Source organism: Streptomyces sp. WG5 (assembly GCF_049974565.1).
Taxonomy (GTDB): domain Bacteria; phylum Actinomycetota; class Actinomycetes; order Streptomycetales; family Streptomycetaceae; genus Streptomyces.
In genome coordinates, this window is record NZ_JBNGGC010000020.1 from 45,133 (window position 1) to 71,624 (window position 26,492).

The 26,492-nt window shown below is 72.5% G+C and carries 24 protein-coding genes and 1 pseudogene; 15 read left to right on the forward strand and 10 right to left on the reverse strand.

Annotation, left to right across the window (positions count from 1 at the left end):
* The first annotated feature begins 136 nt into the window (after positions 1–136).
* Positions 137–2,245, forward strand: coding sequence for a SpoIIE family protein phosphatase (locus ACP4IX_RS21980; protein WP_426556444.1), 2,109 nt, complete (start codon positions 137–139; stop codon positions 2,243–2,245).
* Between the two features lie 112 nt (positions 2,246–2,357).
* Here ACP4IX_RS21980 and ACP4IX_RS21985 read toward each other — a convergent pair whose 3' ends face one another.
* Together ACP4IX_RS21985 and ACP4IX_RS21990 are read right to left on the reverse strand one after the other, a co-directional pair.
* Positions 2,358–3,179, reverse strand: coding sequence for a putative protein N(5)-glutamine methyltransferase (locus tag ACP4IX_RS21985; RefSeq protein WP_426556445.1), 822 nt, complete (start codon positions 3,177–3,179; stop codon positions 2,358–2,360).
* Between the two features lie 172 nt (positions 3,180–3,351).
* Positions 3,352–4,443 carry a hypothetical protein gene (locus tag ACP4IX_RS21990; RefSeq protein ID WP_426521959.1) on the reverse strand — a complete coding sequence of 364 codons (1,092 nt, stop codon included), beginning with the start codon at positions 4,441–4,443 and terminating at the stop codon, positions 3,352–3,354.
* 103 nt (positions 4,444–4,546) lie between these two features.
* Here ACP4IX_RS21990 and ACP4IX_RS21995 point away from each other — a divergent pair, with 103 nt between their 5' ends.
* The 5 genes from ACP4IX_RS21995 (at position 4,547) to ACP4IX_RS22015 (ending at position 9,124) form a co-directional block, all read left to right on the forward strand.
* Positions 4,547–5,041, forward strand: a complete 495-nt coding sequence (locus tag ACP4IX_RS21995) for a MarR family winged helix-turn-helix transcriptional regulator (RefSeq protein ID WP_426521958.1) — start codon at positions 4,547–4,549, stop codon at positions 5,039–5,041.
* 92 nt (positions 5,042–5,133) lie between these two features.
* Positions 5,134–5,739: a sulfite oxidase-like oxidoreductase gene (locus ACP4IX_RS22000; protein WP_426521957.1), complete on the forward strand. Its 606-nt coding sequence runs from the start codon at positions 5,134–5,136 to the stop codon at positions 5,737–5,739.
* Entirely contained in the window at positions 5,732–6,508 is a 777-nt protein-coding gene (locus tag ACP4IX_RS22005; RefSeq protein ID WP_426521956.1) for a ferredoxin reductase, read from the forward strand. The genes ACP4IX_RS22000 and ACP4IX_RS22005 overlap by 8 nt, the downstream gene beginning before the upstream one ends.
* 664 nt (positions 6,509–7,172) lie before the next feature.
* Positions 7,173–8,141, forward strand: a complete 969-nt coding sequence (locus ACP4IX_RS22010) for an acetylxylan esterase (protein ID WP_426521955.1) — start codon at positions 7,173–7,175, stop codon at positions 8,139–8,141.
* A gap of 239 nt (positions 8,142–8,380) precedes the next feature.
* Positions 8,381–9,124 carry a GntR family transcriptional regulator gene (locus tag ACP4IX_RS22015; protein ID WP_426521954.1) on the forward strand — a complete coding sequence of 248 codons (744 nt, stop codon included), beginning with the start codon at positions 8,381–8,383 and terminating at the stop codon, positions 9,122–9,124.
* 18 nt (positions 9,125–9,142) lie between these two features.
* Here ACP4IX_RS22015 and ACP4IX_RS22020 read toward each other — a convergent pair whose 3' ends face one another.
* The gene (locus ACP4IX_RS22020; protein ID WP_426521953.1) at positions 9,143–9,868 is read right to left on the reverse strand and encodes a methyltransferase domain-containing protein; all 726 of its coding nucleotides are present in this window, start codon (positions 9,866–9,868) and stop codon (positions 9,143–9,145) included.
* 544 nt (positions 9,869–10,412) lie between these two features.
* Between ACP4IX_RS22020 and rho the strand changes: the two genes are divergently transcribed.
* Both rho and ACP4IX_RS22030 read left to right on the forward strand, forming a co-directional pair.
* A complete protein-coding gene (gene rho / locus ACP4IX_RS22025) occupies positions 10,413–11,552 on the forward strand; it encodes a transcription termination factor Rho (protein ID WP_426556446.1) in 1,140 nt (379 codons plus the stop codon).
* Between the two features lie 117 nt (positions 11,553–11,669).
* Complete coding sequence (locus ACP4IX_RS22030; protein WP_426556447.1) at positions 11,670–12,851, forward strand: D-alanyl-D-alanine carboxypeptidase family protein; 1,182 nt, start codon at positions 11,670–11,672, stop codon at positions 12,849–12,851.
* Positions 12,852–12,867: 16 nt separating this feature from the next.
* Here the strand turns inward: ACP4IX_RS22030 and ACP4IX_RS22035 are convergent, their stop codons facing one another.
* Positions 12,868–13,797, reverse strand: a complete 930-nt coding sequence (locus tag ACP4IX_RS22035) for a glutaminase (RefSeq protein WP_426521950.1) — start codon at positions 13,795–13,797, stop codon at positions 12,868–12,870.
* 138 nt (positions 13,798–13,935) lie between these two features.
* On the opposite strand from ACP4IX_RS22035, the gene ACP4IX_RS22040 reads away from it, so the two are divergent.
* Positions 13,936–14,994, forward strand: coding sequence for a fatty acid desaturase family protein (locus ACP4IX_RS22040; protein ID WP_426556448.1), 1,059 nt, complete (start codon positions 13,936–13,938; stop codon positions 14,992–14,994).
* 39 nt (positions 14,995–15,033) lie between these two features.
* On the opposite strand, the gene ACP4IX_RS22045 is transcribed toward ACP4IX_RS22040, so the two are convergent.
* The 5 genes and pseudogenes from ACP4IX_RS22045 to ACP4IX_RS22065 all read right to left on the reverse strand — a co-directional run bounded on the left by ACP4IX_RS22045 (position 15,034) and on the right by ACP4IX_RS22065 (position 20,427).
* A complete protein-coding gene (locus ACP4IX_RS22045) occupies positions 15,034–15,870 on the reverse strand; it encodes an undecaprenyl-diphosphate phosphatase (protein ID WP_426521948.1) in 837 nt (278 codons plus the stop codon).
* Positions 15,871–16,002: 132 nt separating this feature from the next.
* Positions 16,003–16,238: pseudogene (locus ACP4IX_RS22050) on the reverse strand (FluC/FEX family fluoride channel); the annotation flags it as partial.
* Between the two features lie 130 nt (positions 16,239–16,368).
* Positions 16,369–16,656 (reverse strand): ArsR family transcriptional regulator, encoded by a 288-nt coding sequence (locus ACP4IX_RS22055; protein ID WP_426521947.1) that lies wholly within the window; start codon positions 16,654–16,656, stop codon positions 16,369–16,371.
* Between the two features lie 144 nt (positions 16,657–16,800).
* A complete protein-coding gene (locus ACP4IX_RS22060) occupies positions 16,801–18,363 on the reverse strand; it encodes a glycoside hydrolase family 53 protein (RefSeq protein WP_426556449.1) in 1,563 nt (520 codons plus the stop codon).
* Between the two features lie 42 nt (positions 18,364–18,405).
* The gene (locus ACP4IX_RS22065) at positions 18,406–20,427 is read right to left on the reverse strand and encodes a beta-galactosidase (protein WP_426521945.1); all 2,022 of its coding nucleotides are present in this window, start codon (positions 20,425–20,427) and stop codon (positions 18,406–18,408) included.
* 183 nt (positions 20,428–20,610) lie between these two features.
* Here ACP4IX_RS22065 and ACP4IX_RS22070 point away from each other — a divergent pair, with 183 nt between their 5' ends.
* The 5 genes from ACP4IX_RS22070 (at position 20,611) to ACP4IX_RS22090 (ending at position 25,403) form a co-directional block, all read left to right on the forward strand.
* Positions 20,611–21,930, forward strand: a complete 1,320-nt coding sequence (locus tag ACP4IX_RS22070) for an ABC transporter substrate-binding protein (RefSeq protein ID WP_426521944.1) — start codon at positions 20,611–20,613, stop codon at positions 21,928–21,930.
* Complete coding sequence (locus ACP4IX_RS22075; RefSeq protein WP_426521943.1) at positions 21,927–22,907, forward strand: carbohydrate ABC transporter permease; 981 nt, start codon at positions 21,927–21,929, stop codon at positions 22,905–22,907. Before ACP4IX_RS22070 ends, ACP4IX_RS22075 begins: the two co-directional genes overlap by 4 nt.
* Entirely contained in the window at positions 22,904–23,809 is a 906-nt protein-coding gene (locus tag ACP4IX_RS22080; RefSeq protein WP_426521942.1) for a carbohydrate ABC transporter permease, read from the forward strand. The genes ACP4IX_RS22075 and ACP4IX_RS22080 overlap by 4 nt, the downstream gene beginning before the upstream one ends.
* A complete protein-coding gene (locus ACP4IX_RS22085; protein ID WP_426521941.1) occupies positions 23,806–24,837 on the forward strand; it encodes a LacI family DNA-binding transcriptional regulator in 1,032 nt (343 codons plus the stop codon). Before ACP4IX_RS22080 ends, ACP4IX_RS22085 begins: the two co-directional genes overlap by 4 nt.
* Positions 24,838–25,001: 164 nt before the next feature.
* A complete protein-coding gene (locus ACP4IX_RS22090; RefSeq protein ID WP_426521940.1) occupies positions 25,002–25,403 on the forward strand; it encodes a MarR family winged helix-turn-helix transcriptional regulator in 402 nt (133 codons plus the stop codon).
* On the opposite strand, the gene ACP4IX_RS22095 is transcribed toward ACP4IX_RS22090, so the two are convergent.
* Positions 25,400–25,801, reverse strand: a complete 402-nt coding sequence (locus ACP4IX_RS22095) for an SseB family protein (RefSeq protein ID WP_426521939.1) — start codon at positions 25,799–25,801, stop codon at positions 25,400–25,402. The two genes, ACP4IX_RS22090 and ACP4IX_RS22095, sit on opposite strands and share 4 nt — an antisense overlap.
* Positions 25,802–26,084: 283 nt before the next feature.
* Here ACP4IX_RS22095 and ACP4IX_RS22100 point away from each other — a divergent pair, with 283 nt between their 5' ends.
* The gene (locus tag ACP4IX_RS22100) at positions 26,085–26,411 is read left to right on the forward strand and encodes a DUF2795 domain-containing protein (RefSeq protein WP_426521938.1); all 327 of its coding nucleotides are present in this window, start codon (positions 26,085–26,087) and stop codon (positions 26,409–26,411) included.
* The last annotated feature ends 81 nt before the right edge of the window (positions 26,412–26,492 follow it).

A 26,492-nucleotide genomic window follows, 5' to 3' on the forward strand; every position in this document is an offset into this window, starting at 1 on the left:
CCGCCGTACCGGGTGATGCTGGAAGGAGACGGCAGAGGCCTCGGACGAACGGCCCTGTGCACGGTGGAACGCGGCAGGACAGGGGAATCGGCGTCCCAAGGGCGTGCCGCGTGGAACGGCGAAGGCGGGGCGTGGGATGAGTGCAGCCGGGTCTGCCGGGTTCGGGGGCGACGCGTCGCCGCGCGGTCCGGTGCGCCCCAGCGGGCTGCTCGACGTGCTGAACGTGGCCTCGGTCGTCCTGGACACCGAGGGCCGGATCGTCCTGTGGAGCCCGCAGGCCGAGGAGCTGTTCGGATACTCCGCGCAGGAGGCGCTGGGACAGTACGCCGCCCGCATCATGGTCCACGAACGGCATCTCGACCTGGTGGTCAAGCTGTTCGCCGACGTCATGAAGACCGGCCGGAGCTGGGCCGGGGCGTTCCCCATCCGCCGCAAGGACGGCGGCACCCTGCTGGTGGAGTTCCGCAACATGCGTCTCCTGGACGACCGGGGGGACGTCTACGCGCTGGGACTCGCGGTCGACCGGTCGACCGTGCGCCGGCTGGAGCGCGACGTGGCGCTGTCCACCCGGGTGATCCGGCAGTCCCCGATCGGGCTGGCCGTCCTCGACACCGAACTGCGCTACGTCTCGGTCAACCCGTCCCTGGAACGGATCAACGGCATCCCCGCCGAGGACCACCTCGGCCGGACGGTCCGCGAGGTACTGCCGGAGGTGGACGCCGAGCATCTGGAAGCGGCGGCGCGCCGGGTACTGGAGACCGGGAAGCCGGTCATCGACCGGTCCGCGACCGGACGCACCCCCGCCGACCCGGACGAGGACCACGCGTGGTCGGTCTCGCTGTACCGGCTGGAGGACGCCGTCGGCGCCGTGCTGGGCGTCGCCGTCTCGGTCGTGGACGTCACCGAGCAGTACCGGGCGGGCGTCGAGGCGGAGGCCGCCCGGCGCCGGCTGGCCGCTGTGGCGGACGCCTCCGCACGGATCGGCACCACCCTGGAGCTGGACCGTACCGCGCACGAGCTGGCCGACGTGGCCGTGCCGGACCTCGCCGACATCGCGGCGGTGGATCTGCTGGAGGCCGTGGTGAAGGGCCGGCGCAGCAGCCTGGGCCCCACCGAGCCGGCGATGCTCCGGACCCTGGCCGTCCAGGCGGAGGACTGCGCTCAGGCACTGCGGGCGGCCGATCCACCCGGCGAGGTCGCCCGGTACGGGCCGGACCGGCTGGTCACCGAATGCGTGCGCACCGGCCGGCCGGTGACGGTGGAGCGGGTGACGGAGGAGGACCTGCCGCGGATCGCCCGTTCACCGGAGGCGGCCGAGTTGCTGCGCCGGGCGGGCGCGCACTCCTGTCTGGCCGTGCCGCTGATCGCGCGGGGCGAGGTGCTCGGCGCCCTGGACCTCAAACGGGTCGGCAACCCGCTGCCGTTCGACGAGGACGATCTGCTGCTGGCCCGGGAGCTGGCCGTCCGCGCGGCAGTACAGATCGACAACGCCCGCTGGTACCAGAACGCCCGCGACGCCGCCCTCACCCTCCAGCGCAGCCTGCTGCCGAGCCATCCGTCGGTGACGGGCGGGCTGGAGGTCGCCTCCCGCTACCAGCCGGCCGAGGCGACCAGCGAGGTCGGCGGCGACTGGTTCGACGTGATCGAGCTGGCGGGCTGCAAGACCGCGCTCGTGGTGGGCGACGTGATGGGCAGCGGCATCGCGGCGGCGGCCTCCATGGGACGGCTGCGCACCGCGACGAACACCCTGGCCGCCCTCGACCTCGATCCGGCGTTCCTGCTCGGACACCTCGACCGGACCACGGCCGGCCTGGACCAGGCCATCGCCACGTGCCTCTACGCGGTCCACGACCCGCACCGGCGGCAGTGCCTGATCGCCAACGCCGGGCACCTGCCGCCGGTCCGTCTGCGCGCCGGCCGCCCGCCGGAACTGCTGGACCTGCCCACCGGGGTGCCGCTCGGGGTGGGCGGCGTCGCCTTCGCGACCACCGCCGTCGACCTGGAGCCGGGTGACCGGCTGGTGTTCTACACGGACGGTCTCGTCGAGACGCGCCGGCATCCGCTGGACGAGAGGCTGGACGCGCTCCTCGCCACGCTGGAGGGCCCGGACCGCCCTCTCGAGGAGGTCTGCGACCTGCTCCTGCGCACCCTGCACGAGCCGGGGAACTCCGACGACGTGGCCCTGCTGATCGCCCGGGCCACGCCGCCGGACACGTTCGGGCGGGAGGGAGCCGTCACTCCCTGACACCGGACACGTTCGGGCGGGAAGGCACCGTCACTCCCTGACGCCGGACACATTCGGGCGGGAAGGCACCGTCACTCCCTGACGCCGGACACATTCGGGCGGGAAGGCACCGTCATTCCCTGACGCCGATCACCACATGGGCGTACAGCTCCTCGGAGACCGCCAGGCGGGTGGTCAGACCTGCGCGGGTGAAGGTGTCGACGGCCACCGGTGCCTGCCGCTCGCTCGTCTCGACCAGCAGGCAGCCGCCGGGTGCCAGCCAGCGGGGCGCCTCGGCGGCGACCCTGCGCAGCACGTCGAGGCCGTCGGCGCCGCCGTCGAGGGCGACCAGCGGCTCGTGGTCACGGGCCTCGGCGGGCAGCAGGCAGACCTCGCCGGTGGGGACGTACGGCACGTTGGCGGCGAGTATGTCCACCCGGCCGCGCACCGTGTCGGGCAGCGCGTCGAACAGGTCACCCGCGTACACCCTGCCGCCGGCGGCGGCGAGGTTCCCCCGGGCGCAGCGCACCGCGGCCGGATCGACGTCGGCGGCGTGCACCTCGGGCCCGTCCAGAGCGGCGGCCAGTGCGGCGGCGACGGCGCCGGAGCCGCAGCACAGGTCCACGACGACGGCCGCGTCCGGCGCGTGGGCGAGGGCCTCGGTCACCAGGAACTCGGTACGGCGGCGGGGGACGAAGACGCCGGGTTCGACGGCGACGCGCAGGCCGCGGAACTCGGCCCAGCCGAGGACGAGTTCGAGGGGCAGGCCGGCGACGCGGCGGTCCACCAGGGCGGTCAGCTCCTCGGTGGTGCGGGCCGCGGCGAGAAGCAACTCCGCCTCGTCCTCCGCGAAGACGCAGCCGGCGGCGCGGAGCGCTGCCACGACGGAGTCACGGGCCGGGAACGAGGCGGAGAAGGGGACAGGAAAGGGGGACGCGGAGAACAGGGAGGGCATGGAAGCCGAGAGCCTTTCGAGAACCGAAGGGCGCTCTCACGGTCACCCGTTGGCGGGGACCGCACTGCCGTGAGGTGAGAGCACCCGGGCCGACACAGCGGTAATGGGTCTCACCTCCCAGGCGTCCGTCGGCCGGGACTGTCCGCGGCCGACGGTCACACTACCCCAACGATCAGACGCCGACGGCCTCCTCGGCCTCTTCCTCCGCTCGCTCCGCGGCCTCTTCCTCCGCTTCCTCCTCGGCCGCGGACACGGTCTTCCGTCCGTCCGGCCTCGCGTGCTTCGGGGCGGTGGCCGGCGCGGGTGCCGTGGTGCCCCGCTCCCGGAGGGCGGCGAGGGCCGTCACCAGGAGGCCGAGCAGCAGCCAGGCGGCCAGCGTCCAGACGCTGCGGCCCAGTCCGTCGCCGTCGAAGTACAGCAGGCTGCGGGCGCCCTCGACGAACCCGGCGCCGTTCCAGAAGGCGTGCAGGGTGCCGAAGAAGCCGTTCTGCAGCTCGGGCCGGAACAGCCCGCCGGAGCTGGTGAAGTTGAGCATCACGAACAGCACCATCATGGCGAGCGTGGTCCAGCGCTTGAGGAAGGTGTGCAGTCCGACCCCGATGAACAGGATGCCCGCGGCGTAGAGCCAGGCCATCCCCCACACACCGGCGAGGTCGTGGTGGGCGAGGTGGAACACCGGCCCGGCGAGCAGGGCGCCGACACCGCTGACGACGACGGAGACGCCGAGGGTGAGCAGGGCCCGGACACGCATCGGCAGGGCGGCACCGGCGGCACCGAGGGCGGCCACGGAGGCGTAGGAACCGATACTGACCGCGATCAGCAGGAAGAACAGGCCCTGGCCGGTGGGGTCGTCGTCGACCGGGGTGGCCACGTCGGTCACCTTCAACGGAACGCCCCGCTGCTCGGCGAGGGGTGTGAAGACCTTCTCCGCGGCCATGGCGCCCATGTCGGAGGCGGCCGTGGCCACCACGACCTCGGGTGCCGTGCCACCCGGTACGTAGGCGCCGGTGATGTCGCGCGCCTTCAGCAGGTCGACGGCGTCGGCGCGGGTCGCGACGGTCCGCACGTCGAGGTCGTCGCCGGCCTTGTCCTTGACGGACTGGGCGAGCACCTTGGCGTCGGGCCCGGAGCCGACGACGGCTACCGGCAGATGGTTCGGCTCGGGGGTGACGAAGGCCCCCATGTAGGCGAGCCCCATGCCGACGCACATCAGCAGCGGGGTGATCAGGTGCGTGAGCACGTGGCGCAGGGCGGGCGACCTCATCGCTCACATCCTCCAATTGTCCGGTTCGACGGGAGCGAATAGTTGGCTTATACAACTCCCTCTTCAAGTTGTACTGTACAACTAGCGAAGTGGAGGAGGAGCTGTGACGACAGCGGAGACACCCGATGAGACGACCGTCACGCCCGGCGACCGCCCGGCGGACGCGGCCGTGGAGACCATCCAGCGGGAGATGACGGCCTTCGCCCGCCGCGCCCGCGCCTCGGCGGGCCGCATGCACCCGGAGCTGTCCCTGGTGTCGTACACGCTGCTCGGCCACCTGGAGGAGCGGGACGGCTGCCGGGCCACCGACCTGGCCGCCCACTACGCCCTGGACAAGTCCACCGTCAGCCGCCAGGTGTCCGCCCTGGAGCGCACCGACCTCGTCGAGCGGCGCGTCGCCCCGGACGACCACCGCGTCCAGGTCCTGCACCTGACGGAGGCCGGGCGGCGCATCCTGGCCCAGGTCACCGAGAGCCGCCGGACGGCCTTCCGGGAGCGGCTCGCCGACTGGCCCGAGGACGACCTGCTCCGCTTCGCCGCGTATCTGGAGCGGTACAACGCGTGGCGGGGAGCCGCACCCGACGAGGACCGGGGCTGAGGACCGCTCCCGGGGCACGTACGGTTGACCGCGTACGCACTGACCACGCCGGCCGCGGGCTTTTCCCGCGACGGCCCGAAAGGCCCCACCGCATGAACATCACCCGAGGCTTCACCGGACGCCCGCGCGCCGCGCGGCCGGGGCTGCCGCCCGGCCAGTACGACGCCGGCGACGACTGGCCCGTGCTGTCCGCCGAGGTCACGCCCGACCTGTCGCCCGCCGACTGGACCTTCCGCGTGGGCGGGCTGGTGAGCGAGCCCCGTACCTGGGACTGGACCGGAGCACACCGGCTGCCCGCATCGGCGTACGCGGGCGACATCCACTGCGTGACCGGCTGGTCGAAGTTCGGGGTGCGGTTCGGGGGCGTGTCCCTGGACGCCTTCCTGGACGCGGCCCGCCCGCTGCCGTCCGCCACCCACGCCGTCGCCTACGCGCACACCGGCTACACCGCCAACCTGCCGCTCGCCGACCTGACCGGCGGACGCGCCTGGATCGTGTGGGAGTACGACGGGCAGCCGCTCGCCGCCGAGCACGGCGGCCCGGCGCGGCTGGTGGTGCCGCACCTCTATTTCTGGAAGAGCGTGAAGTGGATCGCGGGCCTGGAGCTCCTCGACCACGACGAGCCGGGCTTCTGGGAGCAGAACGGCTACCACGCGCGCGGCAACCCCTGGGAGGAGCAGCGGTACTCCGGTGACTGAGACAGCGACGCACACGGCAGGTGCCTTCACTCCCCCGACAGGGTTCGCCGTGCCCGGGCGCATCGAGGTGAACGGCCGGGTGGCCGGGACGTGGCAGACGGCCACGCTCACGGAGATCCGCCGCGAGACGCCCCGCGCGTCCACCTTCCGGCTCGCGGTGCCCGGGTGGGCGGGCCATCTGCCCGGCCAGCACCTGATGCTGCGGCTGTCCGCCGAGGACGGCTACGCGGCCCAGCGCCACTACTCGCTGGCGTCCGCGCCGGACGACTCCGGGCACATCGAGCTGACCCTCGACCACGTCGCGGACGGAGAGGTGTCCGGCTGGTTCCACACGGTGGCCCGGCCCGGCGACCGGGTCGAGGTGCGCGGCCCGCTGAGCGGCTTCTTCGCCTGGCCCGGCGACCGGCCCGCCCTGCTGCTGGGTGCCGGCTCCGGTGTCGTCCCGCTGATGTCCATGGTGCGGCACCACCGGGCGCGGGGACTGACGGTGCCGCTGCGACTGCTGGTGTCGGCCCGCAGCCCCGAGGAGCTGATCTACGCCCGCGAGTTCGGTGCGGAGACGACGCCCGTGTTCACCCGCGACGCGCCGGCCGGTACGCCCGTGGGCCGGATGACGGCCGGACACCTGGCACCGCTCCTGTCCGAGCCACCCGCCGACGGCTGGGAGGCCTACGTGTGCGGCTCCAACTCCTTCGCGGAGCACGCCTCGCGACTGCTGGTGGCGGCCGGCCAGCCGGTGCACCGGATCCGCATCGAACGCTTCGGCTGACCCGCGCCCCGAGACACGCCGGGCCGCGCCGTCCCGCGGCTCGGCCCGCGTGGGCGGCGCGACCGGCGTCGGCGCGCCCGCGGCCGCGCCGACACGCCATCCCCTGACCCGTCTCCCCGAGGCGTCACCGGGCGCCCGTCCGCGGCGCGGAACACTCGTCCGGCGTTTCCGGGAGGGGCGACTCGGCGAGCGAGGACCGCCGCACCGGGTAGCGGACCCGGGCGAACACCCGCACGCGAGGCGCGACACGGGGACACGGCGGTCCCCGCCGCCGCACGGCCGTCCGGGCCCTCCGGTCGCGATGACCGCGAAGAGGTCGGCATACGAACCCCGGTGCGCGGCTGCGGAGCGATCCGCTGCGGCGGCGGATGACCGAGGGGACCGGGACCGGTCCCCCACCGAGCCGCAGTGGACGCAGCGGCGGGCCCGACGGCGGCACCGGTGACCCGACCACTGGCCCGGTCTTCCGCAGGACCGCCGCTCCCCCGCCCACCCACCGACGGCGGACCGCTCCTTTGACCTGGCGGTTCGACGGATCGAACACCGACATCGACCGTGCCGGCCTCCAGTGTTCCCCGTGGGGATCTGGCGAGACCTCCGATCACTCACGTACGGTGTGATCATCCGTACGGTCCGGCACTGACCCCCGCAAAGGCGGTTCTCGATGGCCCTGTTCGACCTTCCGCTCGACGAACTCCGCGCGTACCGCAGCGCGTCGGCCGAGCCCGAGGACTTCGACACGTTCTGGAACAAGACGCTGGAGGAGGCCCGCGGACACGATCTGGACGCCCGCTTCGAACCGGTCGACACGGGACTGTCCACGGTGCGGGTGCACGACGTGACGTTCGCCGGGTTCGGCGGCCATCCGGTGAAGGGGTGGCTGATCCTGCCGGCCGCGGCGGAGGAACCGTTGCCGCTGGTCGTGGAGTTCGTCGGGTACGGCGGCGGGCGCGGACTGCCGCACGAGCACCTGCTGTGGGCATCCGCCGGCCGGGCGCACTTCGTGATGGACACCCGCGGCCAGGGCAGCGCCTGGGGCGGCGGTGGCGGAACCGCGGACCCCGTGGGCGGCACGCCCGCGTACCCGGGCTTCATGACCCGCGGCCTGGACGCCCCCGAGAACTACTACTACCGCCGCGTCTTCACCGATGCCGTGCGCGCGGTCGAGGCGGCCCGCTCGCACCCGCTGACCGACCCCGCGCGCACCGTCGCCCTCGGCGGGAGCCAGGGCGGCGGCATCGCGATCGCCGTCGGCGGCCTGGTGCCCGACCTGGCGGCCGTCGCGCCGGACGTGCCGTTCCTCTGCGACTTCCCGCGCGCGACCAGGCTCACCGACCGGCAGCCCTACCGGGAGATCGGCCTCTACCTCAAGACGCACCGCGGCCGCACCGAGGACGCGCTGCGCACGCTGTCCTACTTCGACGGCGTGCACTTCGCGGCGCGCGGCCGGGCGCCCGCCCTGTTCTCGGCAGCCCTGGAGGACCAGACCTGCCCGCCGTCGACCGTCTTCGCGGCGTTCAACGCCTGGGCGCACGACGACAAGGCGATCGAGGTGTACGACTTCAACGACCACGAGGGCGGCGGACCCTTCCAGCAGGCCGCCAAGCTGCGCTGGCTGAGCTCGTACGTCTGAGCCGGACGGGGTCGGCCCTCCGGCGGTCCCGCGCCCTTCTCGCGGTCCCGCTCCCCCTTCTCGCGATGCCGTCGACGCCCTGTACGGCGCCTTGTGGCGCGGTGACGGGCAGTCGACGGGCGCGTGAGGTTTCGGCCGAACCGGCGGACCGCCCTTCCCTGCTGGTTTAGACCAATGGTAGTTCTGGTGGCGCACCGAGCCCGCGCGGCTACCACACGTCACCAACAGGAGGGCGCGGCATGGTCCGCACCACCCCGCACGACCACCCCCTCACCGACGGACAGCCCCTGTACTGGCGGGTGGCCGCGCAGCTGCTCGGGGAGCTGCGCGACGGGGCCGTCCCACCCGGCGAACGGCTGCCGGGCGAACGCCGGCTGGCCGCGCGTTTCGGGGTGAGCCGGGAGACAGTACGGCAGGCCCTGGAGATGCTGCGCCGGGACGGCCTGCTCACCACCGACCGTCGGGGCAGCCACACGACCCTGCCCAGGCCGGCGGCCCAGAGCCCGGCGTCCCTCACCTTCCCGGTCGGCGCCCGGGCCGCGGAAGGGTGCACCGGCGACCGGGCCACCGTCGCCTGGGAGCCTCCGCCGCCGGAGCACGCCGCGGCGCTCGGGCTGGCGCCGGACCGGCCGACCCTGGTGCACCGCTACACTTCCGCGACCGCCGACGGAAGCGCCCGGCGGACGGCCGTGACCTCGTTCTCCACCGTGGCGCTCGCCGAGGTCGAGGAGCTGGCCCGGTACCGCGACCGCGCCGACGGCGCCGCCTCGGCGCAACTGCGGCGGACCTACGACTGGATGCGCAGAGCGGGCCTGACCCTCCACCACCGTGACACGATCACCCGGCTCGCGGACACACCGTCGGTGCGGGTCGTCCGGCGGGTGCACGACCAGTACGCGCGGCCGCTGGAGATCACGGACCTCCTCGTGGACGCCCGACAGGACGCGCTGGTCTACGAGTTCACGCTGCCGGCGGCCGGCTGACCCGGCCCGCGCACACCCTCACGGCAGCCGACGGGCCAGGACCAGCCGGGCGCGCGGGCTGCCGTCGGGCCGGCGCCCGAACTCGGGCAGGGCGCGCAGGTCCGTCCGGAAACCGGCACGGGCCAGTTCCCGGCCCACGTCCCCGAGCCGGAAGGTCCGGTAGTACATGACGAACGGCGGCCGCCACAGCGCGTTGCGCACCCGCATCGCCGCGTCGAAGCCGAGCAGCGCCCAGTACCCCCGGGAGCCGGGGCGGGCCGGCGCGGCGACGGGGAAGGCGAAACAGCCGCCCGGCCGCAGCACGGAACGCACCTGGGTGAACAGGCCCGGCAGCTCACGAGGGAGGAAGTGCCCGAACGCCCCGAAGCTGACCACGAGGTCGAACGCGGGACCGAACGGCAGCGCGCGGGCGTCCGCGCGCACCCAGGAGACCGCCGGGTCCTCCGGCACGGTGCGCCCCCGGGCGACCTCCAGCATGCCCGCGCTGAAGTCGACCCCGGTCACGCTCCCCCGGCACACCCGGGTCAGCACGTCCACGCCCGCGCCGGTGCCGCAGCACAGGTCGAGCCCGGCGTCGAACGGCCCCGCCGGCGCCAGCGCCGAGGCCACGGCGTCGAGCACCCGGTCCGGCGTGCGGTACGGGGTGTGGTCGAACTTCGGGGCGAGCAGGTCGTAGCCGCGCTCGACCGACGACAGGGCCTGGACGGCGAGTTCGCGCAGGGTGGGGCCTTCGGGGCTGAACATCCGGTCAGCCTAGAGGCTGTCCGGTGGGCCCGGCGGGGGCGCGCCGCTCTCCCCGCGCCGTGAGCACGCGCCCGCGCCATCGGTCGCGAGGCGGACGTCAGCGACCACGCGCCGGTCTTCGCGGCGCGGGTGGGGCGGTCGCCAGGTCCACGGGGGCGACGTCCCGCACCTCGACGAGTCCGGCCGGGCGCATCCGGAGGACGGAGCAGGGAACAGCCGCCGCGCCGGACGTGTCGAGCAAGGTGGACGCACGACCGTCCCGCCGCCGTAGCCGTTCCACCACTCGCCGTGGTACGGTGCGCTCAGTACCTGTGTACGCCCTTTCGGGGCGCCGGTGCCAGTTCCCCTTCGGTCCGCCGACCCGCCCGTCCAGTTGCGACCGGCGCGTCCGCTTCTCAGCACAACCGCTCGAGCAGGGTTCTTCTCCCGTTGCGTCGAGGTGCTGTTCCCGCCGTCCGCAGGCGCGTCGTCCGACCCCTCGCACGGCTTCTCCCCCTTCCTTCCGCATGCCCCATGCCCCGTGTCCTCGAAAGGACCGCACCCCATGACCACCACACTCGAACACCCCCCTGTACAGCAGGCCCCGGCCGCGATCGCGCACGGTGTCCTCGACATCGACGCGAGCGGGAAGGGGCACCTGCGGGGCCGGAGCCTCCGGCCCGAATCGTCCGACCTCGCCCTCTCCCCCGCGCTGATCCGCCGCCACGCCCTGCGCAAGGGCGACCTGGTCGAGGCCGTACTCGGCGACCGGCGCACCCCGACCGACGTCGTCCGCGTCAACGGCCGCGCACCCGACGGGCAGGGCGCCCGACGGCACTTCCGTGACCTGACACCACTGCACCCGCACGAGCGGCTGCGCCTGGAGCACCCGGCGGCCGGCCTGACCGGGCGGGTCGCCGATCTGATCGCCCCGGTCGGCAAGGGCCAGCGCGGCCTGATCGTGGCCCCGCCGAAGACCGGCAAGACCGTCCTCCTCCAGCAGCTCGCCGCCGCGGTCGCCGGCAACCACCCCGACTCCCGCCTGATGGTGGTGCTGCTCGACGAGCGGCCCGAGGAGGTCACCGACATGCGCCGGTCCGTGCGGGGCGAGGTGTACTCCTCGACCTTCGACCAGAGCGCCAAGCAGCACATCGCGCTCGCCGAGCTCGTGATCGAGCGGGCCAAACGGCTGGTCGAGGCCGGTGAGGACGTCGTCATCCTCCTCGACTCCCTCACTCGGCTGTGCAGGGCGCACAACACCGCCGCCTCCTCCGGCGGCCGTACCCTCAGCGGCGGCGTCGACGCCGGGGCGCTGCTCGGCCCCAAGCGGTTCTTCGGTGCCGCCAGGAAGGCGGAGGAGGGCGGCTCCCTCACCATCCTCGCCACCGCCCTGGTGGAGACCGGCTCGCGTGCCGACGACTTCTACTTCGAGGAACTCAAGAGCACCGGCAACATGGAACTCCGGCTGAGCCGAGAGCTCGCCTCCCGCCGGGTCTTCCCGGCCGTGGACATGACCGGCTCCGGCACGCGACGCGAGGAACTCCTGCTGTCCGCCGCCGAGTCGACAGCCGTACGCGGGCTGCGGCGTGCCCTGGGGACCCGCGACGGGCAGTCCGGCCTGGAGACGCTGCTGGAGCGGATGCGCCAGACCCCGGACAACGCCACGTTCCTGCGGCGCGTCCAGCCGACGCTGCCCGCGGACTGACGGCCCCGTCGGGCGACGGCGCCCCGGGCCGGCCTCCCCTGCGGCATCCGGGTGCTTGCCCACGCGACTCGGCCCGGGCAGCGTGGCGGTCCGGGGGTCCGTTCCTACGTTTGCGGTATGACTATCGGATTCCCGTCCCGGGCGGCTCGATCCACCTGCGTGCTCTGTGCCGCGGGACTGCTCACGCTCATGCCCGCCGCGGCGGCCCGAGCCGAGTTGCCGGCCCCCGGTCCGCCCGGGGGGCCACGGGCGGCTGCGGCGCCGCAGCCGTCACTGCTGTACCGCTCCGGCACGCAGGTCCGGCCCCGGCGCGGGGCTCCCGAGGTCCCCGATGTCTCCGCGCTGTCCTGGGTGGTGGCCGACGCGGGCAGCGGCGACGTGCTGGCGGCGCACGACGCGCATCGCAGGCTGCCGCCGGCCAGCACCCTCAAGACGCTGTTCGCCCTCACGGTTCTGCCGGTCCTGCCGGGCGGCATCCGCCACGAGGTGAGCGCGGACGAGCTGTCCGGCATCGGCCCCGGCAGCAGCCTGGTCGGTGTCGTCGAGGGCCGCACGTACCGTGTCTCCGACCTGTGGAACGGGGTCTTCCTCAACTCCGGCAACGACGCCGTCCACGTCCTGGCCTCGCTCACCGGCGGCTGGAGCGCCACGGCGGCCAGGATGCAGGCCGAGGCCCGTGCCCTCGGCGCCCACGACACTTACGTCCGCTCACCCGACGGCTACGACGCGCCGGGGCAGGTGTCGTCGGCGTACGACCTGGCGGTCTTCGGCCGGGCGGGGCTGCGCAACCCGGACTTCGCGCGGTACTGCGCCAAGGTCGACGCGATGTTCCCCGGCCGGAGCGGGGACTCGTACGGGATCGTGAACACCAACCGGCTGCTCACCGGGGAAGACGGCGTGAAGCCGTACCCGGGGCTGGTCGGCATCAAGAACGGCTACACCAGCAACGCCGGCAACACGCTGATCGCCGCCGCCCGCCGTGCCGGGCTGACGCTGGTGGTGACCGTGATGAACCCGCAGGAGGGCGGCGGCCACGCCGTGTACGAGGAGGCCCGTTCGCTGCTCGACTGGGGATTCGGGGCGGCCGGGCACGTCGACCCGGTGGGTTCCCTGGCGCCCGGGGGTGTCCGGCCCCTGCCGGGGCCGGAGGCCGTACCCTCGGCGGTCCCGGCGGCGCGGCCGTCGCCGGACGCCCCGGGCTGGCACCAGGCCGGGGCGATCGCCGGCGCCGCCGTGCTCGGCGCGGGGGTCATGGCGCTGGCACTGCGCCTCAGAGCCTTTCGGACAAAGGGAATGTGACACTTCCGGCCGTCCGTCAGAAGACCGACAGTCCCGTGAGCGTGGTGAAGCGGTCCAGCGCCGCCACTCCCGCCACCGAGTTGCCCCGCTCGTCCAGGCCCGGGCTCCACACGCACAGCGTGCAGTGGCCCGGCACCACCGCGATGATGCCGCCGCCGACCCCGCTCTTGCCCGGCAGGCCCACCCGGTAGGCGAAGTCGCCGGCCGCGTCGTACGTCCCGCAGGTCAGCATCACCGCGTTGACCTGCTTGGCCTGACTGCGGCTCAGCAGCCGGGTGCCGTCGGCCCGGATGCCGTGCCGGGCCAGGAACCCGGTCGCGAGGGCGAGATCGGCGCAGGACGCGGCGATGGAGCACTGGCGGAAGTACTGCTCCAGCAGGACCGGCACCGGGTTGTCGATGTTGCCGTACGACGCCATGAAGTGGCCCAGTGCGGCGTTCCGGTCCCCGTGCGCGGTCTCGGAGGCGGCGACGTCCTCGTCGTAGGTCAGGTCCGGGTTGCCGCTCTCCGCACGCAGGAAGGCCAGCAGTTCCCCGGCCGCGTCCGAGGTACGGGTGTGCAGGCGGTCGGTGACGACGAGGGCGCCCGCGTTGATGAACGGGTTGCGCGGGATGCCGTTCTCGTACTCCAGCTGCACCAGGGAGTTGAACGGGTTGCCGGACGGCTCGCGGCCCACGTGCTCCCAGAGGGCGTCGCCCTCCCGGGACAGGTCGAGGGCGAGGGTGAAGACCTTGGTGATGGACTGCGCGGAGAACGGCTCCCGCCAGTCCCCCACCCCGTACACCGTGCCGTCCGGCTCGGCGACGGCCATGCCGAAGCGGCGCGGGTCGCAGGCCGCGAGCGCCGGGATGTAGTCGGCGGGCCGGCCGCTTCCGGGGGTCCGTTCGATCTCCTCGGCGATGCGCTCCAGGACCGGCTGGTAGGTCGTCGTACTCATGATCGCCATTGTTCCTCCGGTCCGGTCCCGCCGCACCGCCGGGCGGTGATGCCGAGGACCGCGACGCCGGGGGTGGGGCTAGCCGCACCCCCGCTTCGGGGGCAGACGTCATTCTGCGGCCGGGAAGCCGTTCACATACTGAGGTACATGGCTAATCCAACGGTGCTCATCGAGAGCCCGCCCCCGCGCGAACAGGAAAAGGGACGCGACAAGGGAAGCGACTTTTCCGAACTCTCACGGCGCATAACCGCCGCGGGGCTGCTCCGGCGCCGCCCGCTGTACTACACGGTCCGCTTCGGCGCCGTCGCCCTCGCACTCGCGGGCGGTGTCGCCGCCCTTCTCACGCTGGGGGACGGCTGGAACCAGCTGTTCGTCGCGGTGGCGCTGGCCGTCGTCTTCGGCCAGCTCGCGCTGGCGGCCCACGACCTGGCCCACCGGCAGGTCTTCTCCCGTCGCCGCCCCAGTGAGATCGGCGGCCTCCTGGTGGCCAACCTGCTGCTGGGCATGAGCTACGGCTGGTGGATGAACAAGCACACGCGCCACCACGCGAACCCCAACCACGAGGAGAAGGACCCGGACGTCTCGCCCGACATCCTGGTCTGGTCGCAGCGCCAGGCGAGCAAGGCCAAGGGGCTTCCCGGTTTCGTCGGCAAGCACCAGGCCGCCCTGTTCCTCCCGCTGCTGACGCTGGAGGGTCTCAACCTGAGTTTCAACAGCTTCAAGGCGCTGCGCAGCCCGCACATGAAACGTCCGGTAGTGGAGGGCACGCTGCTCGTCGCCCATTTCGTCCTGTACTTCGGCGGGCTGTTCACGCTTCTTTCCCCCGGCAAGGCGCTCGCCTTCATCGCCGTCCACCAGGGCCTGTTCGGGGTCTACCTGGGCTCCGTCTTCGCGCCCAACCACAAGGGCATGCCGATGATCGAGGAGGGCACGCGGCTCGACTTCCTGCGCCGCCAGGTCCTCACCTCCCGCAACGTGCGCGGCGGCGCGCTGGTCGACGTCTTCATGGGCGGCCTCAACTACCAGATCGAGCACCATCTCTTCCCCAGCATGCCGACGCCCGCCCTCGGCAGGGCCCAGGCCATCACCGAGCGGTACTGCGCCGAGCTGGGCGTCCCGTACTGCCAGACGGGACTGTTCGCCTCGTACGGGCAGGCGCTGCGGCACCTCAGGAGCGTCGGGGAGCCGCTGCGCGACGCCCGCTGAGAGGCGAGTGCGTGCCGGTCGGGTCTCGGCGTGCGACGGTCAGCTGTGCAGTACGCCCGCGCCGAGCAGTCCGAACAGCAGCACGCCGACGACGATCCGGTAGATCACGAAGGCGTTGAAGGAGTGCTGGGCGACGAACTTCAGCAGCCAGGCGATGGAGGCGTACGCCACCACGAAGGAGACGAGGGTGCCGACCGCCAGCGGGGCGGCGCCCGCCCCGGTGCCCAGGGCGTCCTTCAGTTCGTACAGGCCGGCGCCGGTCAGGGCCGGGATGCCGAGGAAGAAGGAGAGCCGTGTGGCTGCCACCCGGTCGAGGTCGAGCATCAGGGCGGTCGACATGGTGGCACCGGAGCGGGAGAAGCCCGGGAAGAGCAGGGCGAGGATCTGCGAGCCGCCGACCAGCATCGCGTCCGTGAACGACGTGTCGTCCTCGCCCCGCTTGTGCCGGCCCGTGCGGTCCGCCACCCACATCACGCCGCTGCCGACGATCAGCGAGCCGGCGACCACCCACAGTGAGGCGAGCGGTCCCTTGATCAGCGGCTTGGCGGCCAGGCCCACGAGCACGATCGGGATGGTGGCGACGACGACCCACCAGGCGAACTTGTAGTCGTGGTGGTAGCGCTCCTCCCGGTCGGCCAGCCCGCGCACCCAGGCGGTGAGGATCCGCACGATGTCCTTGAAGAAGTAGACGAGCACGGCCGCGATCGCACCGACCTGGATGACCGCCGAGAACCCCACGACGGCGTCGTCGTCGACGGGGATGCCCATCAGCCCCTCGACGATCTTCAGGTGGCCGGTGGAGGAGACCGGCAGGAACTCGGTGACCCCCTCGACGGCTCCGAGGACGACGGCCTGGCCGATGCTGATGACGCTCATGGGTTCCCGTTCTGCTCGGGCTGCGGACACGAGGGCGACCGGTCGTGCCGGGGCCGGTCCTCCTTCCGGGCGGACCTCATCCGCACGGTCCTCATCCGGCCAGTCCTACTACAGGTGGGCCGGTGCCTCGCCTCATGCCCGGAGCGCGTCGGCCGGTGTCACCCCCGCGCGCCACCCCAGGCAGGCCGCCACACTCGCCGCCCCCTTCACGGCCGCCAGGAGGCGAGCACCCGTCTCGGTCAGCCGGAGCGTCTCGCGGGAGAAGGCCGAGTACGTCGTGAGGGCGCCGCACAGCCCGGTCCCGAGCAGCGGGCGCAGGTCGGACCCGCGGCGTCGGCGAGCGCCGCGCCGGACAGCGGGCCCGGCACCGGACAAGGGCCTCCTGCTCTTCGGGCACGGCAGGCCGCCGCGCCGCGCACACCGGGGCCGCGGCCGATGGCCGGCCCGACGCCCGCACGGCCTCCGGGCCACTCTCGGGGGCGCCTCGCAGACGCCGGTCTACCAGCCCTTCTCGAACATCCGCGCCACCTCGGCGATCCGAACCTCGTCGCGCCGGTAGTACGTCCGGCGCCGGATCCTGGTGGCGCGGAGCAGTCCGAGTCCCGCCAGCAGTCCGAGGTGGGTCCCGGCCACCCGGCGGGACACGCCGAGCTTCGCGGCGACGAGCTCCACGCGGACGCCGTGCGCGACGACGTCCGCGTGGTGCTGGGGCGGGAAATGGACGGTCGGGTCCTTGAGCCACTCCAGGACGTCGAGACGCGTGCCGTGCACGGGAATCCTCAGCATCTCGTCCTCCCTCCGTCCGGACCCGCCCCTGCTGTGTCCGTCCACTGTCCCGCAGCCGGGGCCCGGCTGTCCGGGACTCCGGCGCCTCGCCCGGCACCGGACCGCCTCGCCGGTACGGAAGGTGTGCGAAGGGTGCGGAAGGTGTCAGCGGTGGCGGAACCACGCCGCCGCGGGCAGCACCCTGTCGTCGTAGCCGAACAGGGCCTGGTTCTCCCAGCCGTTGCCGGAGGACGGGTCGGCGGGGTCCCAGCCGTTGCCCTCCACGGCGGTCCAGGTCGCCTCCCAGTAGAAGACGCCGAGGCCGCGGCCGTTCGGGACCGCCTCCACGATGTTCGCCACCGTGTTCATCCACGCGCGCTGCCCGGCCGGGGTCGCCGGGTAGCCGGGGACGAGCTCGCCCGTGACGTCGATGATGTTCTCGTGCGCGTCCTCGCTGTCCAGCCGGAACGGATAGGCCGTCTCGGCGACGAAGACCGGCTTGCCGTAACGGGCTGCCGCGTCGTCCAGGGTGGTCTGGAAGTCGGACAGCGGACCGTGCCAGTACCCGTAGTACGACAGGCCGATGGCGTCGAACCGGACGCCGTGCGCGACGGCGTTGTCGAACCACCAGCGGGTGCCCGCCAGGTCACCGCCCTCGGCGAGGTGCAGCGCGACGGGGGTGTCCGCGTCGACCCTCTTGACCGCGTCGTACCCGCTGTTGATCAGCCCGGCGAGCTGTGCCCAGTTGTCCGTGGAGCCCTCGTCCCACAGCATGCCGCCGTTGATCTCGTTGCCGACCTGGACCATGTCGGCGCCGGTGCCCTGCGCCTCGAGCGCGCTCAGCACGTCGTACGTGTGGTGGTGCACGTCCCTCTTGAGCCGGCCGTACGAGTGCCCCGCCCAGGCGGCGGGCGTGCTCTGGGCGCCCGGGTCGGCCCAGGTGTCCGAGTAGTGGAAGTCGACCAGCAGTTTCATGCCCTGCGCCTTGACGCGCTTGGCGGTCTCCAGCACACGCGCCTTGTTGTTGTACCCGTCGGCCGGGTTCACCCAGACCTTCAGGCGGGCGTAGTTCATGCCGGCGGACTCCAGGATGCCGAGCGCGTCGCCCGTCGCGCCGGAGGCCGTGCGGTAGACGCCGCCCTCGGCCTCGCTCTTGGCGAGGGACGAGACGTCGGCCCCCTTGACCTGCAGTCCGGCCGACGCGCCCGGCGTGAAGGTCAGGTCGTCGACGTTGATCCAGTTGCCGGCGTTCGCGTCGCTGTTGACGCTGACGGTGCACTGGTTGCCGGTCACCTCGACCGGTACGACGATCCGGATCCATCCGCTGGAGGACACCGGGAGGTCGGTGCGCTGCTCGGTTCCGCCGCAGTTCTTCAGGGCTGTCCACGCGGCGTTCTGACCGCCGCCGGAGCGGACCCATGCGGTCAGCCGGTAGCTGCCGTCGGTGAGTCCGGAGAGGTACTGGTACGTCTCGACCCGGTACGCGGACGACGACCAGTGGCTCAGGCGGTTGCCGCCGCCGTGGCCGCCCGCCTCGGTGTACGAGGCGCCGGTCGAGCCGTACTCCGACCAGCCCGTGGGCGTGGCCGCTCCGCCGCCGTCGGCCTCGAAGCCGCCGTTGGTGAGGCTGCTCGCCGCGTGGGCGCTCTGGGCCGGCAGGGCGGTGAGGGCGAGCCCGGCCACGAGGGGCGGCAGCAGGGCCTTGAGGGTGCGTCTGGGGTGGAACATCGTCGTCCGTCGTCCCTTCGACGTAGGAGATATGAGGTGCGGCTAGCCGTCGAGCCGTACGACCCGGACGGCGCCGGCCGGGACCGGAAGGCGGCCCGCGGCGCGTTCCCCGGTCAGCAGTTCGGTGCCGGGTGCGTCCAGCGGCACCTCGGCGTCCGAGGCGGTGTGGTTGATCGCGAACAGGTAGGTGCCCGACTCGCCGGTGCGGCGCACGACTTCGACGTCACGGGGCAGGTCGGTGCGCGGGGTGATGCGCGCGTCCTCGGCGGCCCGGCCCAGGACCGCGTCCAGGCCTTCCGCGCCCAGGCGGGTGGAGACGTACCAGGCGGTGCCCTCTCCGAGGCGGTGCCGGGTGACGGCGGGCCGGCCCGCGGCCAGGCCGTCGGCGTACGTCCACACCGGCTCGGCGCCGCGTGGCACGACGAACTCCGTCCACACGTCGGCGCTCAGCCCGGCACCGTCCGGGCCGGTGACCCGCACCCGTTCGCCGGCCAGCAGGGGCGAGAACTCCTCGACGGTGAGGCCCAGCACGTCCCTGAGCACACCGGGGTACGCGCCCTCGTGGACGGCGTCGTGTTCGTCGACGATGCCGGAGAAGTACGAGACGACGAGGGTGCCGCCGCTCTCCACGTACTGCCTGAGGTTGTTCCCGGCCGCCTCGGTCGTCAGGTAGAGGGCCGGGACGACGACAAGGGGATAGGCCGACAAGTCGGCTTCCGGGTGGGCGAAGTCGACCGTGAGGTGGCGGTCGTAGAGCACCTCGTAGAAGGCGTCGGCGCGTTCGCGCGGGTCGTGGTCCTCGCTGGGGCGCCACTGGAGGTTCTGCGCCCACCAGGAGTGCCAGTCCCAGACCATGGCCGCGTCGGCCTCGGTGCGGGTGCCGCGGACGGGGTTCAGCGAGTCGATCGAGGCGCCGAGTCCCACCACCTCCCGCCACACCCGCGTCTCGGTGCCGCCGTGCGGCAGCATCGCCGAGTGGAACTTCTCGGCGCCGCGCCTCGACTGCCGCCACTGGAAGAACATCGCGCCCTCGGAGCCGCGGGCCACGTGGGCCAGGGAGTTGCGGGCCATCTGGCCGGGGGCCTTGGCGGGGTTGCGGGGCTGCCAGTTGACACCCGAGGTGGAGTGTTCGAGCAGCAGCCAGGGTGCGCCGCCCGCCACGGAGCGGGTGAGGTCGGCGGCCATGGCGAGGTTGACGTGGGTGCGGCGGCCGTCGGTGATCAGGTAGTGGTCGTTGGTGACGAGGTCGACCTCGCGGCCCCAGGCCCAGTAGTCGACGGAGTCGCACTGGCTGAGGGCGGTCATGAAGTTGGTGGTGACGGGCACGCCGGGTGAGAGGCGGTGCAGGATGTCCCGCTCCGCCGTGAAGTTCTCGCGCAGGGTGGCGTCGGCGAAGCGCTTGTAGTCCAGCGCCTGGGCCGGGTTGCCGACCGTCGGTGTCAGGCGCGGCGGGTTGATCTGGTCGAGGTCGGCGTAGCGCTGGCCCCAGAAGGCGGTGCCCCAGGCCTCGTTGACGGCGTCCACCGTGCCGTAGGTCGTTGCCAGCCAGCGGCGGAAGTGCGCGGCGCAGGAGTCGCAGTAGCAGGCGGAGACGGGGACGCCGTACTCGTTGTGGACGTGCCAGAGCGCGAGCGCCGGGTGGGCGCCGTAGCGCTCGGCGAGCCTGGTGGTGATGTTCGCGGCGGCGGCGCGGTAGTCGGCGTTGCTGTGGCAGATGGCGCCGCGGGAGCCGAACTCGTACCGCACGCCCTCGGCGGTCACGGGCAGCGCCTCCGGGTGGGCCCGGTAGAACCAGGCGGGCGGGACCACGGTGGGCGTGCCGAGGTCGACGCGGATGCCGTTCTCGTGCAGCAGGTCCAGCAGTCGGTCCAGCCAGGCGAAGTCGTAGGTGCCCGGTGCGGGCTCCAGCAGCGCCCAGGAGAAGATCCCGGCGCTCACCAGGGTGACGCCGGCCTCGCGCATCAGCCGGACGTCCTCCTGCCAGACGTCCTCGGGCCACTGCTCGGGGTTGTAGTCCCCGCCGAAGGCGAGCCCGGTGAGGCCTCTGGGGGTGGTCTCCGGCATGGATGGTCTCCCGTGTGATCGATCAATTGGGAACGTGCACACACATCTCTAGCGGTGCGAGCCCAACATAACCGCACAGCAACAACCATTGACAAGTGTCCGGGATGTTTCTCTACTGTGAACGCTCACAGAAGCATGGCAGGTCTCCGCAGCAGGCGGAGGCCCAGGTCAGGGGAGAGTTCCATGCCGTACACGAAGCGCCGCCGCCTGGTGACTTCCGCCGTCGCCGTCGCGCTCGGCGCCACCACCCTCGCCGCCTGCGGCTCGTCCGACGACGGCGGCGACGCCCAGTCGGGTCCGGTCTCGCTGACGTACTGGACCTGGACGCCCGGCATGGACAAGGTCGTCGACCTGTGGAACAAGGGCCCGGGCAAGGAGCAGCAGATCACCGTCACGGTGAAGAAGCAGGCGTCCGGCGACACGCTGGTCACCAAGATCCTCACCGCGCACAAGGCCGGCCAGGGGCCCGACCTGGTGCAGGCCGAGTACCAGGCACTGCCCACGCTCGTCAGCAACGACGCGCTCGCCGACATATCGGGCGAGGTCGGCGACGTGAAGGGCGAGTTCGCGGAGGGCGTGTGGCAGCAGACCACACTGGGCACGGACGCGGTCTACGCCGTCCCGCAGGACATCGGGCCGATGATGTTCTACTACCGCGAGGACCTGTTCGAGAAGTACGGCCTCGAGGTCCCGGCCACCTGGGACGATTTCGCCGAGACCGCGCGCAAGCTGAAGAAGGCGGCTCCCGACAAGGACCTCACCACCTTCTCCGCCAACGACTCCGGCCTCTTCGCGGGCCTCGCCCAGCAGGCCGGCGCCAAGTGGTGGTCGACCGAGGGCGAGAAGTGGAAGGTCGGGGTCAACGACGAGGCGACCAAGAAGGTCGCCGAGTTCTGGGGCGGCCTCGTCAAGGAGGGCGCCGTCGACAACCAGCCGATGTACACGCCCGCCTGGAACAAGGCGCTCAACACGGGCCAGCAGATCGCCTGGGTCAGCGCCGTGTGGGCGCCCGGCACGCTGACCACCGCCGCGCCCGACACCAAGGGCAAGTGGGCCATGGCCCCGCTCCCGCAGTGGCCGGACGGCGGGAGGCGCACCGGCAGCTGGGGCGGCTCCTCCACCGGCGTGACCACCGACTCGAAGCACAAGGACGCCGCCGCGAAGTTCGCCGAGTGGCTGAACACCGACCGCGGCGCGCTGAACGCCCTGGCCAAGGAGGGCGGCATCTACCCGGCCTCCACCTCGGCCCAGCTCAGCGGCGCGTTCACCAAGCCGCCGGAGTTCTTCTCCCACCAGCCGGACTTCTACACCAAGGCCGCCGACATCGCGAAGACGACGGCACCCTCCGCCTGGGGGCCGAACGTCAACGTCGCGTACACCACCTTCAAGGACGCGTTCGGCGCCGCCGCCAAGGACAAGTCGGACTTCGCCGCCGCCCTCGACACCATGCAGGAGGAGACGGTCGCCGACCTGAAGAAGCAGGGCTTCGAGGTCGCCCAGTGACCAGCACGACGGCACGCCGCGGGCCGTACGGGGTCAAGGGCGCCCCGAACGCCCACCCGTCTCCCACCACCGCCCGCAAAGGAGCCTCTCGCGCTCCCTACTTCTTCCTCGTCCCCGCGATCGCCCTGTTCCTGCTGTTCTTCGCGCTGCCCATCGGCTACGCCGTCCATCTCAGCTTCCGCAAGGTGGAGGTGTCCGGGCTCGGCCTCGGCGCCGGTGCGCGGCAGGAGGTGTGGGCCGGCTTCCAGAACTACACCGACGCCCTCAGCGACAGCGAGCTGCTGGACGGAGCGCTGCGCGTGCTCGGGTACGGCTGCCTCGTCGTGCCCGTGATGCTGGGCCTGGCCCTGCTGTTCGCGCTGATGCTCGACTCCGAGAAGGTGCGGTTCACCCCGGTCACCCGGCTCGCGATCTTCCTGCCGTACGCCGTTCCCGGCGTGGTGGCGGCACTGCTGTGGGGGTTCCTGTACCTGCCGGACGTCAGTCCCTTCTACTTCGTGCTCGACCGGCTCGGTCTGCCGCAGCCGGACCTGCTGGACGGCGGTCCGCTCTACCTCGCCCTGTCGAACATCGCGATCTGGGGCGGCACCGGCTTCAACATGATCGTCATCTACACCTCGCTGCAGGCCATCCCGGCCGAGGTGTACGAGGCGGCGAAGCTGGACGGCGCCTCCCCGTCGCAGATCGCGCTGCGCATCAAGATCCCGATGGTGGCCCCGTCGCTGGTGCTGACGTTCTTCTTCTCGATCATCGCCACGCTCCAGGTGTTCAACGAGCCGACCACCCTCAAACCGCTCACCAACTCCGTGTCCACGACCTGGAGTCCGCTGATGAAGGTGTACCAGGACGCCTTCGGCAACGGCGACGTCCACGCGGCCGCGGCCCAGGCGGCGATCATCGCGCTCGTCACCCTGGCGCTGTCCTTCGGGTTCCTGCGGGCCGCCAACCGCCGCAACAAGCAGGAGGCAGCACGATGAGTTCCCTCGCCGTCCGCAAGGCACAGCCGGCGGCGGGCACCACGCCCGGCACCGCCCAGGGGCCCCCGCCGCGCCGCCGGATCGCGCTGGTCCCGACGCTCACGCTGCTGCTCGGCGCCGTCTACTGCCTGCTGCCGGTGGCCTGGGTGGTGATCGCGGCCACCAAGTCGGGCAGCGAACTGTTCTCCACCTTCACCTTCCTGCCGGGCACGGGCTTCGCCGACAACGTGGGCGACCTCAGCGCCTACCGCGACGGCGTCTACTGGCAGTGGATGGCCAACTCGGCCCTCTACGCCGGTCTCGGCGCCCTGCTGTCCACGGCCGTGTCGGCGTTGAGCGGCTACGCACTGGCGACCTACCGCTTCCGCGGCCGGGAGACCCTGTTCAACGTACTGCTGGCGGGCGTGCTGATGCCCCCGGTGATCCTTGCCGTCCCCCAGTACCTGCTGCTGGCCGAGGCGGACCTCACGGACTCGTACCTGTCCGTACTGCTCCCCCAGATCCTCTCCCCCTACGGCGTCTACCTGGCGCGGATCTACGCGGCGGCGGCCGTACCCGCCGACGTGGTGGAGGCCGGGCGGATGGACGGGGCGAGCGAGTGGCGCATCTTCACCCGGGTCGCGCTGCCGATGATGGTGCCCGGGCTGGTCACGGTCTTCCTGTTCCAGTTCGTGGCCGTGTGGAACAACTTCCTGCTGCCGTACATCATGCTCAGCGACGACGAGAAGTTCCCGATCACGCTCGGTCTGCACACACTGCTGGAGCAGGGCGCGAACACGCCGGCGCTCTACACGCTGGTGATCACCGGTGCCTTCCTCGCGGTGCTTCCGCTGGTCGCCCTCTTCCTGGTCGTCCAGCGCTTCTGGAGCCTCGACCTGCTCTCCGGGGCCGTAAAGTCGTGACCATGAGCAACACGGGGGGCCGGCGCCGACCGCCCACGATCCACGACGTGGCGCGCGAGGCGGGAGTGTCCCGGGGCACGGTGTCACGGGTGCTCAACGGCGGGCACTACGTCAGTCCGGCCGCGCAGGAAGCCGTCAACGCGGCCATCCGCAAGACGGGTTACGTCGTCAACCGGCACGCCCGGTCGCTGATCACCGGGCGGTCGGACTCGGTGGGCTTCCTGCTCACCGAGCCGCAGGAGCGGTTCTTCGAGGACCCCAACTTCAACGTCCTGCTGCGCGGCTGCACCCAGGCGCTGGCCGCGCACGACGTCCCGCTGCTGCTGATGCTCGCCGGGACCCAGGACGAACGGCGGCGCATCACGCGGTACATCACGGCGGGGCACGTCGACGGGGTGCTGCTGGTGTCCAGCCACTCCGGGGATCCGGTCGCCGAGGAACTGCGCGCGGCGGGGGTACCGCTGGTGGCGTGCGGCAAGCCGATCGGGCTGGGCTCGAAGGTGAGTTACGTGGCCGCCGACGACCGGGACGGCGCCCGCGACATGGTCCGCCATCTGCTGTCGCTGGGACGGCGGCGGGTGGGTGTGGTCACCGGCCCGCTCGACACCCCGGGCGGTGTGGAGCGCCTGGCCGGCTACAGGGAGGTGCTCGGCGAGGCGGGCATCGCGATCGACGAACGGCTCGTCGTCTCGGGCGACTACAGCCGGGCGAGCGGCGAGGCCGGGGCGGAGCGGCTGCTGGCGCGGGCCCCCGACATGGACGCCGTGTTCGTGGCGTCCGACCTGATGGCGCAGGGCGTCCTGGCAGCACTGCAACGGGCGGGGCGGCGAGTGCCCCAGGACGTGGCGGTGGGTGGGTTCGACGACTCCCCCGCGGCGGTCGCCGCCAGTCCCGAGCTGACCACCATCCGGCAGCCGTGGGACCGGATCAGCGCCGAGATGGTCCGGGTGCTGCTGGCCCAGATCGGCGGGGAGGACCCGGCGGCGGTGATCCTGCCGACCGAGCTGGTGAAGCGGGACTCGGCGTGAGCCGTGTTTCCTCGGGTGTGTCCCGTGGGGCCGCCCTCGGGCCTGCCTGGGCGTTTCCCCGGGCCGGGGTGGGGCGCTTCCTGAAGGTCCGACCGGAGCGTGTCCCTTGCACGCACACTAGTTGCACAGTCAATGAACAGTCGTCCCGGTGTTACCGTGCTGGTATGGCAGTCAAGACGGCCGGTGCGCGGCTCGAGGAACGGTGGCGTGAGATCCTCTCGGTGCACGCGCGCACCATGTGCGAGATCGACCGCGCGTTGCACCCGCACGGTCTCGGGGCGAGCGACTTCGAGGTGCTCGACCTCCTCGTGACCGAGGGGCCGGGCGAGGGCGCCCAGTGCCGGGTGCAGAACCTGGTCGGCCGGGTCCACCTGAGCCAGAGCGCCCTGTCCCGGCTCATCGCCCGGCTGGAGAAGGACGGGCTGGTGGAGCGCACGATGTGCGCGGAGGACCGGCGCGGTGTGTACGTGGCGCTGACCCGCAGGGGCCGCGACCTGCACACCGAGGTTCTGCCGTTGCAGCGGGCCGTACTGGCCCGCATGCTCGGCGACGACGAGCGCCCCTAGGGACGGGCGAGCAGGGTACGGACTCCGTCGGACGTGAGCGTGAGGCGGTGCTCCGACCCGGCGTCGATGGACAGCGACAGGTCGTCGGCCGGCCACTGCGCGGCGAGGGCACCCAGCGGCACCATGCGGTAGCGGGAGACGTACGGCAGCAGGTCGGCCATCTCCAGTTCCGAGGTGAACACCGGCACCACCTGACGGCCGCCCTGCTGTTCCAGTACCGGCAGTGCCAGCATCCCGGGGTCTGTGGCGTCCTGCTCGTTCGCGTCGTCGGGCACCGGGATGAGGACGTCGCTGCTCGCGAGTGTGTCGAGCGCCGCCGTGTCCTCGGTGTTCTCGGCGAGTGTGTCCAGCGCGCGCCGGGCGGGCGAGACGGAGTTGTCGTTCGCGGGTGTTTCCATGACTGATCCCTGATAGCGGCGATGATGGGGCCCGCCCCGATGATCGGTACGGGGCGGTCCAGCCTCGCGTACCCGATCGTCCAGGGCGCAATCCTGTTCCACGTCCGGTGCCGGCACGGTCACCTTCGGTCGGGTGCGGCGGGAGACTCGAGAACCCCGAGGTACGCCGGAGAGCCACGAGGTGTGCCGGGGATGTGAGTACCGGGGCTCGTGCGGTTACCCGGTGGGCCTCCGAGGATTCCCGGAGCTCCGGGAATCCAGGCCCCGACCGGGAGAAGTGCTCATGTCCCACACCACCAGCGCCCGAGAAGTGGTCGACGCCATCAAGGGCGTCGACTTCCCCGCGGGCAAGGACGACCTGATCCGGGCGGCGCGTGAGGCGGGCGCCTCGCAGGACGCCGTCGCCGCGCTGCGCGGCATCCCGCCCGAGAGCTACGCCAACCGCGAGGAGGTGGCCCGGTCGGTGCGCGTGGACCCCGCCTCCGACCTCGGCACCTCTCCCGCACAGCGCGCCGAACAGGCCCGCGCGGGCGGCAAACCGGGCCAGTCGCAGCATCTGCGCGAGGTGCCGAAGCCGCCCGTGGAGGAGGAACTGGACCGGGACCGCTGACACCGCGGAAACCAGGACCCGACCCGGCGCACAGGCCCGGCGTCCGGCGCACAGGCCTGGCGTCCTCGCCCCGCGCCGACC

Bases quoted from the DNA above. Each gene is read 5' to 3' on its own strand.
- ACP4IX_RS22030 (WP_426556447.1), top strand. From the start codon at position 11,670: ATGACTATCGGATTCCCGTCCCGGGCGGCTCGATCCACCTGCGTGCTC.
- ACP4IX_RS22065 (WP_426521945.1), bottom strand. From the start codon at position 20,427: ATGCCGGAGACCACCCCCAGAGGCCTCACCGGGCTCGCCTTCGGCGGG.
- ACP4IX_RS22080 (WP_426521942.1), top strand. From the start codon at position 22,904: ATGAGTTCCCTCGCCGTCCGCAAGGCACAGCCGGCGGCGGGCACCACG.
- ACP4IX_RS22055 (WP_426521947.1), bottom strand. From the start codon at position 16,656: ATGCTGAGGATTCCCGTGCACGGCACGCGTCTCGACGTCCTGGAGTGG.
- ACP4IX_RS22000 (WP_426521957.1), top strand. From the start codon at position 5,134: ATGAACATCACCCGAGGCTTCACCGGACGCCCGCGCGCCGCGCGGCCG.
- ACP4IX_RS21985 (WP_426556445.1), bottom strand. From the start codon at position 3,179: ATGCCCTCCCTGTTCTCCGCGTCCCCCTTTCCTGTCCCCTTCTCCGCC.
- ACP4IX_RS22015 (WP_426521954.1), top strand. From the start codon at position 8,381: ATGGTCCGCACCACCCCGCACGACCACCCCCTCACCGACGGACAGCCC.
- ACP4IX_RS22040 (WP_426556448.1), top strand. From the start codon at position 13,936: ATGGCTAATCCAACGGTGCTCATCGAGAGCCCGCCCCCGCGCGAACAG.
- ACP4IX_RS22045 (WP_426521948.1), bottom strand. From the start codon at position 15,870: ATGAGCGTCATCAGCATCGGCCAGGCCGTCGTCCTCGGAGCCGTCGAG.
- ACP4IX_RS22035 (WP_426521950.1), bottom strand. From the start codon at position 13,797: ATGGCGATCATGAGTACGACGACCTACCAGCCGGTCCTGGAGCGCATC.
- ACP4IX_RS22100 (WP_426521938.1), top strand. From the start codon at position 26,085: ATGTCCCACACCACCAGCGCCCGAGAAGTGGTCGACGCCATCAAGGGC.
- ACP4IX_RS21980 (WP_426556444.1), top strand. From the start codon at position 137: ATGAGTGCAGCCGGGTCTGCCGGGTTCGGGGGCGACGCGTCGCCGCGC.
- ACP4IX_RS22070 (WP_426521944.1), top strand. From the start codon at position 20,611: ATGCCGTACACGAAGCGCCGCCGCCTGGTGACTTCCGCCGTCGCCGTC.
- ACP4IX_RS22010 (WP_426521955.1), top strand. From the start codon at position 7,173: ATGGCCCTGTTCGACCTTCCGCTCGACGAACTCCGCGCGTACCGCAGC.
- ACP4IX_RS22090 (WP_426521940.1), top strand. From the start codon at position 25,002: ATGGCAGTCAAGACGGCCGGTGCGCGGCTCGAGGAACGGTGGCGTGAG.
- rho (WP_426556446.1), top strand. From the start codon at position 10,413: ATGACCACCACACTCGAACACCCCCCTGTACAGCAGGCCCCGGCCGCG.
- ACP4IX_RS21990 (WP_426521959.1), bottom strand. From the start codon at position 4,443: ATGAGGTCGCCCGCCCTGCGCCACGTGCTCACGCACCTGATCACCCCG.
- ACP4IX_RS22020 (WP_426521953.1), bottom strand. From the start codon at position 9,868: ATGTTCAGCCCCGAAGGCCCCACCCTGCGCGAACTCGCCGTCCAGGCC.
- ACP4IX_RS22060 (WP_426556449.1), bottom strand. From the start codon at position 18,363: ATGTTCCACCCCAGACGCACCCTCAAGGCCCTGCTGCCGCCCCTCGTG.
- ACP4IX_RS22095 (WP_426521939.1), bottom strand. From the start codon at position 25,801: ATGGAAACACCCGCGAACGACAACTCCGTCTCGCCCGCCCGGCGCGCG.